The following is a 17,348-nucleotide window of genomic DNA, read 5'->3' on the forward strand; positions in this document are numbered from 1 at the left end:
AAGCCCGACTTCCACCAAGGTAGTTATATTTCCGGTATTATGAAAAGAGCAACTGACAATGTTTAATTTTAGCTTTATTAATTGGATAAAATACGTAGTTGCTACGTTAATGATTTTACCGCCACTTAGCCATGCGGCGGAAACCCGTTCAATGTCAGAACTAACATCTTTATTGGCAAACATTAGCAAAGTTCATGTTTATAAATTAGATAACGAGGCGTTAAAAGCTAGCCTAGAGCATTTAATAATTAATAATCAAAATATTAAAGCAATACAAATTAAAGAGCTTGAATTAGGCGAGATAGTTTTTAGTTACTATTTTGATAATGATAAACGTATATTTAATCGCACTATACCAGCACCTTTACTTAATTTTAAGAAATATCAACAAGACATTATTTATGAAGGGCAGCATATTGCCACAATTGAATTATTTTCAAATGAAGTACTAACCAGTGCTAATAATATATTTTTCAACCCTGTAGAAAGAAAGTTGCTCGATAGTCGACGTGTTATCAGAATTGGTGTTGAAAATATTGAGCCTCTTTCATTCAAAGAAAATGGCGTACTTACGGGGATAAGTATTGATTATCTCCAGCAACTAATTGCACCAACATCAATTGAGATTGAGTACGTAGTTGGTAACTTTGCCGAGTTATTAGATAAATTACGTTTAGGCCAGCTTGATGTTGTTTCCGGCGTGTATTATCACAGTAGTCGAGAGCAGCTTGGTTACTATAGCCAGCCAATAATGAAAATTAGAGATTTTCTCTATATTAATGAAAATAATAACAATATACGTGGCATTGAGGATTTAAACGGCAAAAAGTTAGCCATAGTAAAAGGCTACTTATCAGAAAAACTTATTCAAGAACAATACCCGCAAGTTAAGGTGGTAACCACGAACAATCTGATGGAATCGCTCACTTTGTTAATTAACAATGAAGTGTCGGCATTATTAGATGCGCAATTATTTGTATCGCGTGCGCAAGAAAAAAATGCCCTGACGGGATTGAAAAGTATTCCAGTCAATGAAATGCAAGCACAGGATATTTATTTTTTAACACATAAAAGCTTACCTGAATTAAGTTCGATATTGACTAAGTTACAATCAACTAACCAAGATATTAATTTAAAAGCGATTGTTGCCAAGTATTTGTTATCAGCTAAGGAAGCACCTCAAGACTTCAAAACGAAAGACTTTATTCATAGGTTTTCTTCAACCATTATTTTATTGGCAGCTTTGTTAGTTGTACTATTTATAATCGCTTATGTACTTAATAAAGCCGTACATTCAGACCGCGCCATACTAATTTTTGGTTCGCAAGGGTTTGAAAAAGTCATGTTGTTAGTGATCGCATTGTTTGCCACATTTGTTATTGTTGCCAGTTGGATGATATTAGAGCAATACAAAGAAGAGGTTAAAAGCAATGTTCGTCAAGGCATGCAAAGAACGCTAGAGCTAGCCGAAGATAAAATTTCTGATACGCTTGCCTTGTATATTGGCACGTTGAATTATGAACTAAATGAAACCGCTGTTATTGATGATATCTCGCTATTTGTCAAGGCTGACAATGAAGTGGTTAAACATAAGGCCGCTGAAAATATTAGGAAGTCTTGGGAAAAGTACTCTCGCTTCTCAAGTGCCAACAAGCGAAGTTTAATTGCCATTAATGGTCAAGTATTGTTAGGTGAAAATAATCAAGTCGCCACTAAGTTGCTAAAAAACCATCCTCTGTACGTTGCTGAAGCGATCAAAGGTAATCGCGTGTTTTTTCCAAGTAATCTGTGTAGTGACCTTGATAACGCGAAATTTAGCTGTGTGTTTGCGCTTGAGCCTATTATAGATAAGCAACATCGAATTATAGCGATTATGCTCGACGAAATTAATGCTGAAGACTTATTTCTTGAGCAAGTTTATGCCATTCCTTATGGCAAAACCGGCTATTTGTACGCTACTAATTGGCAAGGGAATTACTTAGTTAGCCAAGCCATTGTTGATTCGGTTAAAGAAAAGGAGTTTGAGTCTTTAGCTACGCAACTCGATGATGGCTTTTATCAAGACCGTCCATTTCTTGAATTGGCTGATAATAACAATTATGAGAAAACTAAGTTTTCTTCACAGGTAACAGAATATCGTCGTGAAAATGGTACCGATATCCTGTCTTTATACTTTTGGAATGCTAATTATAACTATGGCTTAGTCATTGAAATTGAGGCCGATGAGGCTTATCGCTCATTTCAATTACTCAGAAGAAGTATTGTCTTACTAGTACTTATTGTTATGTCATTTGCTGTACCCTCTATTTTATTAACGCTGAAGCTTGGCCGCAAAGCGAATGAAAGTTTGCATCAGGCAAAAGATAGTTTAGAAACCTCAAAAATTGAACTAGAACATATTGTTAGCGAGCGCACTAAAAAATTAGTCACGCTAGAAGAGCAAGGGCGGTCAATTCTATCCTCTGTTGGGCAAGGTTTATTTGGTGTTGATACTAATGGCAAATTGCTGTTTGTTAATGACAGTGCTCTTGAAATATTGGGGTATCAAGAACAAGATTTAACTGCCATTAATGTTTTGTCTTTAGTTGTTAGTGGCAATAGTCAATATGTTCTCAAACAAGAACATTTGTTTTATAAAACGATTACTCTAGGCGGTGTTTTTAATTCAGATAAAGAACTTTTTTATCACCAAAATGGTGGTCAAATACCGGTAGAGTATACCAGTCGTGCCATTGTTAACAACGACGTAATTAAAGGCTGTGTGATTGTTTTTAGTGACATAACCAACAGACTTAAAATGCAAAACGAGCTGAAGCAAGCGAAAATAGATGCCGAGCAAGCATCACAAGCAAAAAGTGAGTTTTTAGCAAATATGAGCCATGAAATTAGAACCCCGATGAATGCCATTATTGGTATGTCTCACTTGGCATTACAAACAAATTTGGATCATAAACAGCGCAATTATATTCAAAAGGTTAGCCATTCCGCACAGTCTTTGTTAGGCATTATAAATGACATATTAGATTTCTCTAAAATTGAGGCCGGTAAGCTGAAAATGGAAGAGCGTAAATTTAAAATTGATGACATGCTAGCTGAATTAGCAAATGTTATTGGCGTAAAAGCAGATGAAAAAGGCTTGGAGATCATTTTTTCATTAGCACCTGAGCTACCGCTGTCAGTCATTGGTGATTCGTTAAGGCTAAGCCAGATATTATTAAACTTATGCAATAATGCCATTAAGTTTACTCATAAAGGGGAGATTCTAATTTCAGCCAAACTTGTGGCTGAATCTAGCCATGACGTGCAATTGCAGTTTGATGTGTCAGATACTGGAATTGGTATGAATGAACAGCAAATGAGCCAATTATTTCAATCGTTTAATCAGGCTGACTCATCAACAACCAGACAATACGGTGGTACAGGTTTAGGGTTGGTTATTTGTAAAAATTTAGTTTCATTAATGGATGGTGCTATTTGGGTAGAAAGCGAGCCTGACAAAGGCACAACTTTCTCGTTTCAAGTTTCATTGAAAAAAACGAATGAAAAATTACACGACCTTAAAACATTGAACGCTGCAAACGTTAAGTCAGTGTTAGTCGTCGATGATAATAAAACCGCACTTGAGATACTATCAACAATGTTAACTTCACTTGGTTTACAAGTGGTACCAGCGCAAAGTGCGCATCAAGCATTTGATATTATCAATACAGGTCAACACTCGTTTGATATCGTGTTAAGTGATTGGTGTATGCCAGAGCTTGATGGTGTTGACTTTATCAAACAAGCAAGAGCGCTTTATCAACAGCAAGCTCCGCAGTTAGACCTTCCTAAGTTTATTTTAGTGACGGCGTTTAGCTGGGAAGATGCTCAAGAAAAATCAGAAGCTTACGACAAGAACTTAATTCAGGCCTATTTAAGCAAACCTATAACTTATTCCACGTTAATAAAAGGTATTGAATTTGCTATGGGCTATCGCCCAAATGTAAATCTAACACCGGATAGGACTGACGATATGATAAGTGACGCCATCAGCTGTTTACGAGGTGCTCATATTTTATTGGTGGAAGATAATGAAATTAATCTTGAGTTAGCGCAAGAAATATTAACCAGTCGAGCCATTTCAGTGACAACTGCGGAACACGGTAAAGAAGCTGTAATGTTGGCACAAGAAATATTGTTTGATGGGATTTTGATGGATTGTCAAATGCCAATAATGGATGGCTACCAAGCAACTAAAAAAATAAGGAAATTCGGCAAAAATACTAGCACGCCGATTCTTGCGATGACCGCCAATGCATTAGTTGGTGATAAAGAAAAAGCAATAATAAGTGGCATGAATGATCATATAGCTAAACCGATCGACATCAAAGATATGTTTACGAAAATGGCTAAATGGATAAAACCCTCTGTTAACAAAGGCTATAGTGACCGTCAAGAATTACAACCTGCTGATAAAAATGATCTAGCAAATACTGTTGAGCCATTACCAAATCAAAGTAGATCTTTACTATCGAATATCCAAACGCCTGTACTAAATATTTCAAAAGGTCTGGCAACATGCCAAGGAGATGAAAAACTATATATCAAACTCATACGAAAGTTTATCGTTAACGAATCAGAATTTTCGTCTTTATTTTTATCCCTGTGGCATAAACAATCTTTTGAAGATTGTAAGTTAAAAGCGCACACTTTAAAGGGGGTAGCAGGAAATATTGGTGCTGAAATAATTTTTCATAACGCTGCGAAATTGGAAACAGAGCTTAATCACGGGCCAGGAAATTATGAACGCATAGCAGCGATATGCAATGACATTTCTCAAGCTATTTTTGAAATAAGTTCAGCTATGCAGGCCATTGATAAAAATGAAGTAAAAACAATCAACTTGCTGCCCTTAAGTGAGCTTGAATCGTATTTAGATGAATTAGAAGCGTTTGTGTTGGAAGACGACACGGGGGCCTTGGAAATATTAGAGAAGCTCAATGTAGAGTATGCCGATAGCCAAGTAAATGGCTTAATTAAGCAACTAATAGATAATGTAAATACTTATGAGTTTGATGAAGCTGCACAAGTGATCACGCTGATAAGAGGGCGTATAGAAAACGCTTAGGAGAAAGTTATGGATAAGCCAACAGTACTGGTTGTGGATGATACGCCAACGAATATCGATGTCTTAAAAGGAGTTTTGCAGGACGACTATCGCATAAAGGTAGCGCTTAATGGTCGAAAAGCAATTGAAATAGCGAAGAAAAATCATGACATATCTATCATTTTGCTCGATATTATGATGCCTGAAATGGATGGTTACCAAGTTTGTCAGGTTTTAAAATCAGATGTTTTAACTCAGCATATTCCGATTATTTTTATTACAGCCAAATCATCTGCGGCCGATGAGCAGCAAGGGCTAACATTAGGTGCTGTAGACTATATTAGCAAACCAATACAGCCTGATATTGTAAAAGCGCGTGTGAAAACGCAAATGTTGCTATTGAACCAACAGAAACATTTAGAACACTTGGTAGAAGAACGAACAAAAAAACTGCAAGAGACTCAGTTGGAAATTCTTCAGTGTTTAGGCCGAGCAGCTGAATATAAAGATAATGAAACGGGCAAGCACGTTATGAGAATGAGTGAGTATTCTCGTATTCTTGCCGATTATCTTTCTGATAATAAACATTGGGTGAATTTGCTTTATTTAGCAGCCCCTATGCATGATGTTGGGAAAATAGGAATTCCAGACGACGTATTGTTAAAGCCTGGGAAATTAGACACTAACGAGTGGAATATTATGAAAAATCACCCGTTAATTGGCGCACAAATTTTAGGTGCTGATAAATCAGAAATACTCTCATTGGCTCGAGAAGTTGCGCTTTATCATCATGAGAAGTGGGACGGTAGTGGCTATCCATATGGCTTACAGGGAGAGAATATTCCGTTGTCAGGTCGAATTGTTGCCGTTGCAGATGTTTTTGACGCTTTAACTTGTAAACGCGTGTATAAAAAAGCTTGGACGTTTGACGAAGCAAGTGAGTTTATATTGTCAAATTCAGGCAGTCATTTTGATCCCAGAATTTGCCAAGCCTTTGTTCAAGTTCAAAACCAGTTTCGTAAAGTGTTTGAAACAATTGTGGACTAAGGGCTGAAATGCTTAGTAAATTATTTAAGATTGAATATCAAAATGAAACACATTCATATCGTTGGTTATGGGCTGCCATTACCATAGTACAAGGCATTGTAGCCTACCATATCATTATTAATAAACAGTTTAACTCGCTGGTATATCTAATTAATATTTTGGCGTATTTATTGAGCTCCGCTTATTTTACTCAGCAATTATGGAATCATAACAAGACAATTAACACAAGCTATTTACACGGTGGTATCACCTTATCAGCGTTAAATTGGCTTTTAATGTCTGCGCTGGTTTATCAGCTTTGGGGCGTAGAGTCGGCATCAGAAAAAATACTACTTATTGGATTTTTTTCAACATTAATTTGCTTTAGCGCAAATACCTTTTTACTGGTGATTAGCACGCTACCTTTGATCATTGCCGACAGTTATATAAAAATATTTATCCGTGATATTGAAGGGCTAGACCTATTTGTTTCTATTGGAAAATACCCGTTATTTTTGCTAGCTATGATATATACCACATTACACTTTAATCGCGAGCTTAGGGCATCCCATAAACAAATAACCAATTTAAACGAGGAGCTTATTAAGCTCAAAAATACAGACCCATTGACTGGGCTCAATAATCGGCGGGTATTTGATGATAAATTAGCCTATGCCATTAGCATGCATAAACGTTTAACTCAGCCGGTGTCATTAATGATTTTAGATATTGATTTTTTTAAAAATTATAATGACGCTTTAGGTCATCCAGCTGGAGATAAGTGTTTAATTGACATCTCAGTATTACTTAAGGCGTGCCTGCAGCGCAGTTCTGATGTATTAGCCAGAATTGGCGGTGAGGAATTTGCGGTTATTCTTCCTAGCACTAATCTAGAACAATGCCGTGAATTTGCAACTAAATTGAATTCGAAAATTAGCCAAGGTGCAATTTCACATCCAAATTCAACAGTAGCAGATATTGTGACGTTAAGTATAGGAATTGCCACTTTAAATGCCACATCTGACGGTGACGCTAAAACACTTTATAAAAATGCTGATACGGCTTTATATAAAGCGAAACAGGCTGGCAGAAACCAAATTGCTAGCTAGTTTGTACCTAATAAATACTTCTAGCTTGGTTTTATTATTCCAATACCGACTTAAAATAAATTTGTTGATATGTACAAAGTTGTTTTAATCCATTTATTAGGTTTGTTATTATGGTGCCAATTTAAGGAATCTAACTAGCTGTAATAACTAAATAAAGGATTAAATATGCATCGTAACATTATCACCACTTCTATTATGTTAGTGCTCACTGCATGTGGTGGCTCTGGTGGTTCATCAAGCTCAAGTAATCAATCATCGAATGGTAATACACCTGCACCAAAACCTGGAATAACGGTCAAAGCTGTGTATGTGGATGCCTGTGGTAATGAAACTAATGCGACAGATTCAGCATTGTTAATCCATAATAGTGATTATTCTAATAAGCAGGTCATTAAGGCTAATTCGGCAGGTGAAATGAGTTATTCGTCAGATAATGCGACGGAAACCGTTTCTCTTGTTATGCGTGGAGCATTACAAGTAGATGGTATTAAGCCTATTGCATTAACAACTTATATTAATCAACCTGTTATTGACATGGGAAAAATTATTTATAGAACAAGTGATAAAAGTGCATGTAATTGTCAACAAGCCAATTTAACCGTAAATGTTCCTTCAAGAGCTTCCGATATTGGTAATGCGGAGTTTGATGGCCAAGTTAATCAACCGTCTGTTTCTAATCAAAGAGGGTTCTCAACAGCTTTTGACGTCGAGCAATGTGCTAAAGTTGGTGGTGAAATGCCTTTAATAACTTCCCATATTGATTTTAATAGTCCAAATGAATCTTTTGCTGCTTTATTCCCAAGCATTAGCGAGAAAGATTCTGCTGAAGCTGTAATACAAGGAACTCCCGTTAATATTATATCAGCAGATTCAACCCGCCAAGTTGCTGCTTTTATCGGTGACGACTACTACTTAAGAAGTTTTGCATTTAGAGAATCAGATAGTGTTTATTCCTATCCGGTAGACCAAATTGAATTTTATTCAATAGATGCATACAACTTTGAACATTTGGATTATATACCTGACGTTGATAGTGCTTACATGCTTACCGCAGCAAGTACTAAAACATCGAACATCAATCAAACATTTGATTTACCAAGGGTGAGCATGGATTATACTGAGCTTCTTAGTATTTTAGTTAGCGATACTGGTAGTTATAGTTTGCCTAATAGCGGCATGTTTGATTATATGACGGTTAGTTTGATTGGCTCAAATCCTAGTGGTGAAATTCTTGACTGGTATATGTATGCACCGACTTCTGGAAATGTGCCTAAAATTGAAAATATTGATCTAAGCGAATTTATTTCTGATAGCGATTTATCTGCTCGAGTTGAAAATTTAAGTATGGGCGTTGGAGCACGAGGCTATGACGGAATTTCTAGTTACGATGATTTTTTAAGAAGCAAGGTCGATAGAAAGTTACAAGACTTTTCTCAAGAAAAATGGGCTAATGCCGATCTAGTAAGTTTCAGAATGAGTATGAGTGCAATTGGCTTATCTAGTATTTCAAGTATTACCGCTAAAAGTATTACCGCTAACTCAATGCTAGCTGGTGGTGCAGATAAATTAAAAGCACAAAAAAAATTGACTCAACCACTTGAGTTAATTAGACAAGAGCTTATGTCGGAACGTTAAAATTGAAAAGCAATTAAAACGTTGAATTACGTTTTAGCCTGGAAAAATAAAAGCCCTTAAACATCATTGTTTAAGGGCTTTTTAATGTCAGTTACTTTTATAAGTTAATGCTTAAAAGCCACATTGCTTACCTTGGTTTTTCGCTTTCAACCAAGTGTGTAACGGCGCAAAGTAATCTAATACAGCAGTCGCATCCATTTGTTCGCTGCCTGTTAGTACTTTGTATGCTTCTTGCCATGGTTTGCTTGAACCCATCTCTAACATGTTGTTAAGAGCTGTGCCAGCTTCTTTGCTGTTATAAATCGAACAGCGGTGAATTGGATCTGTATTTCCAGAAATTTCACATAACGCTTTATGGAATTCAAATTGCTGAATATGGGCTAAGAAATAACGAGAATAAGGAACGCCGCCAGGCACATGGTACTTCGCACCAGGATCAAATGCATCTGCATCACGAGCAATTGGTGCTGTTACACCTTGATATTTCTCACGTAATTCCCACCATGCTGTGTTGTAGTTTTCAGGAGTAACTTCACCTGAATAAACTTTCCAACGCCATTGGTCAACCATTAAACCAAAGGGAATAAAGGCAATTTTTTCTAGCGCCATTTTCATTAATAAGCCAATATCTTTTGACTCATCAGGAATGGTATCAATTAAGCCAATTTCTTTTAGATATTTAGGCGTAACTGATAACGCTATGGTATCGCCAATGGCTTCATGGAAACCATCATTAGCACTGTTTTGGTAATAAACAGGCTGATTTTTATAGGCACGCTGATAGAAGTTATGCCCTAATTCGTGATGAATAACATTAAATTCTTCACCGGTTTTTTGAATACACATTTTAATGCGAATATCGTCTTTGGCATCTAAGTCCCATGCCGACGCATGACATACAACGTCGCGATCAGCCGGCTTGGTAAATAATGAACGTTGCCAAAAAGTTTCAGGCAATGCCTCAAAACCTAATGAGGTAAAGAAGGTTTCTGCGCCTTTAACCATTTTAATTTCATCATAACTATTGGCAGCAAGCTGTTTAGTTACATCATAACCAGGATCGGCATTTTCAGGTGCAACTAAATCGTAAATATTACCCCAAGATTGTGCCCACATGTTGCCAAGTAAGTGGGCAGGAATAGGCTTGTCTTGCGGTACTTTATCTTCGCCGTAAGTTTCAGCTAATTCAGAACGTACATAACAGTGTAAGTCATCATAAAGAGGTTTTACTTGGCCCCATAAACGGTCTAACTCTTTGGCAAATTCATCGGCAGGCATGTCATAATTTGAACGCCACATTGCACCTAAGTCAGAGTAACCTAAGCCTTGTGCGCCTTCGTTGCCAAGCTCTGCTTGACGAACATATAGTGGCTTCATCTCTGGGCTGATGGTTCTCCAGCCTTGCCACATTTCTAGTAACTCATCGTAATCACGAGAACTTGCCATTTTAGCCGTCATTTGGCCCAGGCTTAAGGTTTCGCCCGCTTTAGTAGTATATTTACCTTTACCATACATACTACCTAGCTCTGCACCAATTTTTGCTAATTCAGCTGATTTTGCTGAATCTTGCGGTGCTGGCATTACTAAACTTTGCTTTAAGATATTAAGTTTACGACGTTGATCTGCACTGACTTCTACATCATCGAACTTGGCTGCTGCCATGGCGAAGCGAACGCCGGCTTCTGTTGATTTTTGATCGGCTTCAGCCGCTAATGCTGAGGTATCTTCGGTAATGAAGTTGGCATTAATCCAGGCCGCTCGGCTACCTTCAAGGTTTAACTGCACAAGTTCTTTTTCAGTGTCCGCTAAAAATTTTTCAACATCTTTAGCCGTTAGCGTTTGGCTTACTGTTTTAGCTGCCCCAGTGTCGTTTGGTACTTTGTTATCACCGTTACAAGCACTTAAGCTTGCAGCAACTAAAATAGCTGCTGTGGTTAGTTTAAATGTCGGTTTCATAATTACCCGTTATTGTTTTAGTTAACGTAAAAATCGGCTCGTAGCTATATTAGAGCGAGCGAGTGAGGTTATCAACATTATTACGTTGAATCGCTGTAAATTAGGATGATTGACTGAATTTTGGATAAAAAAAAGCTCAGCGAAAGGGGGGCTGAGCCGCTATATAAAATATACTAGGGAAAGTATGAAATCTACTTTTCAAATGTCTCCTTATGAAAAGCAAACTCATCTTACTGCTTGTGCCTGTTTTTAACTGTGTTGATTCTGTAACAGTTTGTAATCGAGTTGAAATATTAAATTTTAGGCAAAAAAAAGCTCAACTAAGGTAGTTGAGCTAAAAATATACTAGGGAGAGTATAACAAAATCACTGTCAAACAATGGTGTTTAAAAGTTGCAATAATAATAGCCATAGTTGCTGTTTTTTACTGTGCTATTTGCGTAATAATTTGTAATTAGTTTATGGCTCGATTAAGTCGCAGATATTAAATTTTAGGCAAAAAAAAAGCTCAACCAAGGTAGTTGAGCTAAAAATATACTAGGGAGAGTATAACAAAATCACTGTCAAACAATGGTGTTTAAAAGTTGCAATAATAATAGCCATAGTTGTTGTTTTTTACTGTGCTTATTACGTAAAAGTTTGTAATAGATAAAACTAAAAGGGATAGTTGCGTTATTTTAAACGCTTGTTTAAACTGAGCGTATTAATTTGATAAAAACTCCCGACACGGCGTGATATATTTATGAGTACAAAGAATAAAATATTAGATGCAGCAGAGAACTTGTTTGCCGATAAAGGTTTCAATGGCACCTCTTTACGGGAAATTACTAGCCAAGCAGAAGTTAATTTAGCGGCTGTAAATTATCACTTTGGCTCAAAGAAAGAATTAATCAAAGCGGTCATGTCTCGCTATATGAATGAATTATCACCACGCTTAGAAAGTGCTTTAATTCAGGTTTGCGACGGCGACAAGCCTACACTAGTTGAGGTTTTTTCAGCTTTTATCGACCCCTTGTTATCACTTAATGATTTTAAAAATAATGGTACTAGCAACTTTTTACAATTATTAGGACGAGGTTATACCGATAGTCAGGGCTTTTTGCGCTGGTTTTTAACAACACAATACCCAGGTGTCATTGATAATTTTGTCTTAGCTGTACAAAAGGCCTATCCGGAATTAACCGCAGAAGAAATGTTCTGGCGTCTGCACTTTACCATGGGCACTGTAGTATTCACTATGTCTTCAAGTGATGCTTTAATTGATATTGCTAAAAGTGATTTTGAGAAAAACTTACAAATATCAGACGTTATTAGTAATGTTATTCCGTATGTTGCCGCTGGCGTTGGTGCACCTATGCCAATAAAAAGGGAAGTTTAAAAAACCTTATCATAATTTAGATATGCTACTTTGTTTGTAGGCTTGAATTATGTAGAGTAGCAGCACTTTTAATTATTGTAGTGCTGTTATGGGTCCAGTCATGATTGATGTGCAAGGCACATCACTTTCACAAGAAGATAAAGAAATTTTAAAACACCCACTTGTTGGTGGGCTTATTTTCTTTACTCGCAATTACCAATCTCCTGAACAAATCTCAGATCTAAGTGCACAAATTAGGGCGGCGGCAGATAAATCTTTGTTAATCGCTGTCGATCATGAAGGTGGGCGAGTACAAAGGTTTCGTGAGGGTTTTTCCCGTATCCCAGCTATGGGGACGCTTTGGCAAATGTCAGGTGAAAACTTAACACGAGCAAAAAATTTGGCTGAGCAAAGTGCGATTCTAATGGCATTGGAAGTGCAAGCGGTTGGTATTGATATTAGTTTTGCCCCTGTGCTTGATATTAACAACATTAGCGATGTTATAGGTGATAGAAGTTTTCACCCTGAAGCTAGCTATGTTAGCGAGCTAGCGCAAGCGTTTATTGCTGGGCTGCACCGAGTAGGTATGAAAGCTACAGGTAAACATTTTCCCGGACATGGCAGTGTTAAAGCGGATTCGCATATCGATTTACCTATTGATAACCGGCAGCGAACGGAAATATTTCAACAAGATCTATTACCTTTTAAGCACCTAATCGCCAAGAAAAAATTGGACGCGTTAATGCCAGCACATGTTATTTTTCCTGATGTTGACAGTCAAGCAGTTGGTTTTTCTCGTTATTGGCTGCAAAATATCTTACGTGAACAATTAGGCTTTAATGGCGTTATTTTTAGTGATGATTTATCTATGGAAGGCGCGAGCAGTGCAGGTGGCTATATTGAGCGTGCGGAAGCGGCGCAAAATGCCGGTTGTGATATGTTGTTACTTTGTAATAATCGCCAAGGATGTATAGAAGTACTTGATGGTGCAAACATAAAGACGAGCCAAGAAAGTAATGCCCGCTTAACTAAGCTACTAAAAAATAATCACAACACTGAGAGTTGGGCAAGACTTAACCAAAGTACCTTATGGCAAAATGCTAATAAATTACTGAGCAGTTTCCAGTAAGTTGAAGTAAAAGTTCTTTTTAAAAATAATAACAACGGACGAATGTATGAAGTTATCTAAACAGTTATTTATTCCGCTGGCGCCAATACTTGCACTAGTATTTTACTTTTTTTTACAAACAATCGGCTTAGAAAGTAAGCCAGCAGCTGCGGCAGCTATCACCTTACTTACTGTTATTTGGTGGGTGAGCGAAGCTATTCCGATTCCGGCAACATCTTTGGTTCCATTTGCCTTATTGCCTTTATTTGGCATTGTTGATCATAAAACCGTTTCATCTGCGCTAGGTAGTCATGTAATTTTATTGCTGATGGGGGCATTTATGCTTTCTAAAGCCATTGAAAAAAGTGGTGCACATGAACGTTTGGCTGTTTACATGGTGAGGCTAGTTGGGGTAAATAGTGGTCGACGTATGGTGTTTGGTTTTATGCTGGCGAGTGCATTTTTAAGTATGTGGATATCAAATACCGCTACAACCTTGATTATGTTGCCGATAGCGCTGGCTATTTTAAAACATATAGACAATCAAAACTTAAAAGTGGCCCTTATCTTAGGCATAGCATATGCCGCAAGTGTTGGTGGTGTGGGTACGCCGATTGGCACACCGCCTAATGTCATATTTATGGGCATATATGAAGAGCAAACCGGAACTGAATTTGGTTTTCTACAATGGATGAAAATTGGTGTTCCTGTAGTTTTACTTGCAATACCACTGATCGCGTTTTGGTTAACACGTAATGTAAAACTTGAGCAGGAATTACATTTACCGACATTAGGCGCATGGCGGGTGGAAGAAAAACGAACACTTTGGGTTTTCGGCTTAACCGCGCTTGCATGGATAACGCGAAAAGAACCTTTTGGTGGCTGGAGCGGAGCGCTAGACATTAATATAGCAGGTGACAGTACAGTAGCATTATTCGCTGTTGTGATAATGTTTCTTGTGCCTAATGGTAAAGGTTCGCGCTTACTTGACTGGGAAAGTGCTAAAACGATTCCGTGGGGAATGTTATTGTTATTTGCCGGTGGTATTGCATTAGCTAAAGGTTTTGTCGCTTCTGGTTTAAGCGGCTTATTAGGTGAATGGTTGTCATCATTTTCAAATTTACCGGTTATTCTAATGATAATTACAATTTGTTTAGTGGTTACCTACCTTACTGAAATTACTAGTAATACCGCAACAGCAACCTTATTGATGCCTATACTAGCCGCAGCAGCAATTGCATCGGGTTATGATCCTAAAGTACTTATGATCCCTGCGGCGATATGCGCAAGCTGTGCATTTATGTTACCGGTTGCCACAGCGCCTAACGCAATAGCTTATGGTACTGGCGAAATAGAAATTAAAGAAATGGTTAAGGAAGGGGCAATACTAAGCTTTATTGTCGCTTGTTTGGTTGGAATTGTTTGTTATTGCTTTTTGCTTTAAACCAACACGGCAATCATAGTTAATTAGCAAAGCGACATTTATTGTCGCTTTGCTGTTTCTGCGTTAGCTATTTAACCGATGGCAAGATTTTCTTTGTGGTTTTGCTGTTGGCTATTGTTATTATGCGCTTGTTGCCATTTTGGTAACCATTTAATTTTAAAAATAACCAAAACAATAGCGCTAATAACACCAATAGTGGCGAACATTAGCCACATTAACATCGGGCTATTTAACTCTTTAGCAAAGTAACCGTAGCTCCAACCAGAAAGTAACCCAGCAAATAAGTTACCTAGCGCCATTGAAACAAAATAATAGCCCATGTACATAGCGGTATTTTCTTTTGGTGCAATTGCGGCAACATATTCCTGACTTTTAGGGGAAGCAATCATTTCTCCAAATGCAAAAACAATTATGGCTGTTACCATAACCGTGCCGCCAAGCAATAAACCATGTGCTAGTCCGCCTAAAAGTAAACCAAATGCTACAACTAATGTTCCTACAACAATCACTGGCAAGGCCTTATATTTAGCGCATAAGTTACTTATAAATAACTGGCAGAATACAATCACACCAAAATCTAAATTAATAATATACTCGGGGTTAATTTGGCGATAATTTTCTGCCCATTGTTTTGCAATATCCAAAGTACTAATTTTATTTTGTTGAATAAGGCTAAATGCTCGTTGAATTTCGTCGATAGGTACCATTACTTTGTAGTTGACTAATTCAAAGTAAAGCTGCTGTAAGTCGCTTTGGTTTATGCTATCACTCAGTATTGTTTTAGCCCTGATAAATTCGGTGAGTTGTTCAAGATTCACTGCTGCAAGAAATGGTAGCCATGAAGGCATATTGTTACGCAAAAATACGACCAAATCTTGCGTATTTATAAAGTCACGAATATATAAAGGGGTAGTAATAAAAAGTTGCAAATACATTGCCCAAAAGCCAGTTAAAATAAGTAAATAAACGATAAAGGGCTTATTGCCTAATTTTATTGGCGAGCAGTACCAAGCAGAGGAATATTTGTTTTTTGCAGCTTCGGCTCGTTTTAATAATTTGTCCCAAATGACGTTAATGGCTAACCAAGTGGCAATAATTATCAGGCAGGTATTAAAACTAAAAACGCCTTTTGCACTAACCATTAGTAAAATAATTAACGGCACTACGAGTAACGCTAAGCGGCCATTGCCAAGTACTTCTTGAACTTCTGAAAATACGGTTTTAATCGACTTTGAGCTTTCTTTTGTAGTTGGCTCTTGATAGAAAAATATTGCAGGGATAAAGTTAATTGCTATCCAAAGTGATGACATAATAAACACCATATCCCAGCCTATTACTCGAACGTATCCCGCTATTAATGGCCCTAAAAAGCCACCAATATTTACCATGGTATAGAAAATACCAAAGCCTAAACCTCGGTTTGAATTGTCGGTTACGCGGCCTACAGTGCCCACCACAATAGGTTTAAAGCACGCAGCCCCTATAGCAACCGCTAAAAACACCATGCAAAATGACCAAAACTCGGTAACTTGCCCAAGTAAATAATAAGAAGGGGTCATAATAATGAACGACAATATGAACATCTTTTTATAGCCATATCGGTCAGCGAGTGCACCAGTAAATACAGGAAATAGATATAAAAGAAAGGGGATCATTCCTTGTAAAAAACCGCGCTCTTGGTCGCTAAATCCTAAGCCACCTTGGGTACTTGGGCTCGTCATATATAGCGAAGACAAAGTGAAGAAGCCATACCATGCCAAGCGTTCGAATATCTCCATGGTGTTGGCAATGTAAAAAGTTGAATTAAATGGTGTTCGTTTATTATTGTTATTAGCCGTATTTTCCATATTTACCTACACTGCAAGTATACTGTATACAATTTAAGTCATGGTAAAAAAATAAGCAAATCAAATATTCCTGATTTGCTTAAGCTATAGTTTATTTGCTAAAGCGAGCCAATATGCATGTGGCTTGCTTGTAATTGGTAGTTATTAAAACATCTTTTCTTTTTGCAAGCGTGCAAGTAGCACTGCGGCAAATGCAACACTGTACACGGCAAATATTGCTACCATAACTTGTGGCATAGTGAAGCCAAAAAACTGCCATTTAATATCACCACAATCTCCCGTTGCTTCAAATAAAGCAGGTAGCCATTCATGTAGTGGTGCCCAAGATGGGAAGTTAGGGATAAACTCACAACTAAATAGGAATGACATGGTTGTTGACTGCATTTCTACATGCTCTAAGGCAATAAGTAATCCCCATATCGCGCCAGTTGCCCAAAGTCCATATGCGAGTATACGAGCTAATACAAATTGACAGCCTAATGCGCCTATAACACCAGCAAAAAATACACCCCAAATTGCGGTTCGTTGATAAATACACATAATGCAAGGCTCAAGCCCCATTACATATTGAAAATACAGTGCACATAATTCAAAGCACAATGCACTAACAGCTAATAACTGCCATGCACGTTGATTTAGCGATAATTGACTTAAGAAATTCACGAAATACTACCTATGACTGAAGTGTTATTATTATTAATATCTGCAACGCATGCTATCAATAAACAAAAAGCGCCACAAGGGCGCTTTTGTTAGTTTTTATATCTGCTTACAACTTTAT

Annotated in this window: 10 protein-coding genes; 7 read left to right on the forward strand and 3 right to left on the reverse strand. The window is 37.4% G+C overall.

The annotated features are described in order from the left end of the window. The first annotated feature begins 58 nt into the window (after positions 1–58). The 4 genes from AC27HL_RS09755 (at position 59) to AC27HL_RS09770 (ending at position 8,856) form a co-directional block, all read left to right on the forward strand. Positions 59–5,107 (forward strand): response regulator, encoded by a 5,049-nt coding sequence (locus tag AC27HL_RS09755; protein ID WP_487080796.1) that lies wholly within the window; start codon positions 59–61, stop codon positions 5,105–5,107. A 9-nt stretch (positions 5,108–5,116) separates the two neighbouring features. After that, the gene (locus AC27HL_RS09760) at positions 5,117–6,133 is read left to right on the forward strand and encodes an HD-GYP domain-containing protein (protein WP_487080797.1); all 1,017 of its coding nucleotides are present in this window, start codon (positions 5,117–5,119) and stop codon (positions 6,131–6,133) included. Positions 6,134–6,141: 8 nt separating this feature from the next. Continuing rightward, positions 6,142–7,221: a GGDEF domain-containing protein gene (locus tag AC27HL_RS09765; protein WP_487080798.1), complete on the forward strand. Its 1,080-nt coding sequence runs from the start codon at positions 6,142–6,144 to the stop codon at positions 7,219–7,221. A 165-nt stretch (positions 7,222–7,386) separates the two neighbouring features. Next, entirely contained in the window at positions 7,387–8,856 is a 1,470-nt protein-coding gene (locus AC27HL_RS09770) for a hypothetical protein (protein WP_487080799.1), read from the forward strand. A gap of 111 nt (positions 8,857–8,967) precedes the next feature. On the opposite strand, the gene AC27HL_RS09775 is transcribed toward AC27HL_RS09770, so the two are convergent. After that, positions 8,968–10,812 (reverse strand): M2 family metallopeptidase, encoded by a 1,845-nt coding sequence (locus AC27HL_RS09775; protein ID WP_487080800.1) that lies wholly within the window; start codon positions 10,810–10,812, stop codon positions 8,968–8,970. Positions 10,813–11,553: 741 nt separating this feature from the next. Between AC27HL_RS09775 and psrA the strand changes: the two genes are divergently transcribed. The 3 genes from psrA to AC27HL_RS09790 all read left to right on the forward strand — a co-directional run bounded on the left by psrA (position 11,554) and on the right by AC27HL_RS09790 (position 14,720). After that, positions 11,554–12,189, forward strand: coding sequence for a TetR family transcriptional repressor PsrA (gene psrA, locus AC27HL_RS09780; RefSeq protein WP_487080801.1), 636 nt, complete (start codon positions 11,554–11,556; stop codon positions 12,187–12,189). 88 nt (positions 12,190–12,277) lie between these two features. Continuing rightward, entirely contained in the window at positions 12,278–13,297 is a 1,020-nt protein-coding gene (nagZ, locus tag AC27HL_RS09785) for a beta-N-acetylhexosaminidase (RefSeq protein WP_487080802.1), read from the forward strand. A gap of 46 nt (positions 13,298–13,343) precedes the next feature. Then, positions 13,344–14,720: an SLC13 family permease gene (locus AC27HL_RS09790; RefSeq protein ID WP_487080803.1), complete on the forward strand. Its 1,377-nt coding sequence runs from the start codon at positions 13,344–13,346 to the stop codon at positions 14,718–14,720. A gap of 71 nt (positions 14,721–14,791) precedes the next feature. On the opposite strand, the gene AC27HL_RS09795 is transcribed toward AC27HL_RS09790, so the two are convergent. Then, positions 14,792–16,567: an MFS transporter gene (locus AC27HL_RS09795; protein ID WP_487080804.1), complete on the reverse strand. Its 1,776-nt coding sequence runs from the start codon at positions 16,565–16,567 to the stop codon at positions 14,792–14,794. A gap of 144 nt (positions 16,568–16,711) precedes the next feature. Next, complete coding sequence (gene dsbB, locus AC27HL_RS09800) at positions 16,712–17,230, reverse strand: disulfide bond formation protein DsbB (RefSeq protein WP_487080805.1); 519 nt, start codon at positions 17,228–17,230, stop codon at positions 16,712–16,714. Positions 17,231–17,348: the final 118 nt, after the last annotated feature.

The sequence above is a fragment of the Colwellia aquaemaris genome (assembly GCF_057548755.1).

Coding starts and splice junctions, on each gene's coding strand:
- AC27HL_RS09755 (WP_487080796.1), top strand. CDS start 59: ATGTTTAATTTTAGCTTTATTAATTGGATAAAATACGTAGTTGCTACG.
- AC27HL_RS09760 (WP_487080797.1), top strand. CDS start 5,117: ATGGATAAGCCAACAGTACTGGTTGTGGATGATACGCCAACGAATATC.
- AC27HL_RS09765 (WP_487080798.1), top strand. CDS start 6,142: ATGCTTAGTAAATTATTTAAGATTGAATATCAAAATGAAACACATTCA.
- AC27HL_RS09770 (WP_487080799.1), top strand. CDS start 7,387: ATGCATCGTAACATTATCACCACTTCTATTATGTTAGTGCTCACTGCA.
- AC27HL_RS09775 (WP_487080800.1), bottom strand. CDS start 10,812: ATGAAACCGACATTTAAACTAACCACAGCAGCTATTTTAGTTGCTGCA.
- psrA (WP_487080801.1), top strand. CDS start 11,554: ATGAGTACAAAGAATAAAATATTAGATGCAGCAGAGAACTTGTTTGCC.
- nagZ (WP_487080802.1), top strand. CDS start 12,278: ATGGGTCCAGTCATGATTGATGTGCAAGGCACATCACTTTCACAAGAA.
- AC27HL_RS09790 (WP_487080803.1), top strand. CDS start 13,344: ATGAAGTTATCTAAACAGTTATTTATTCCGCTGGCGCCAATACTTGCA.
- AC27HL_RS09795 (WP_487080804.1), bottom strand. CDS start 16,567: ATGGAAAATACGGCTAATAACAATAATAAACGAACACCATTTAATTCA.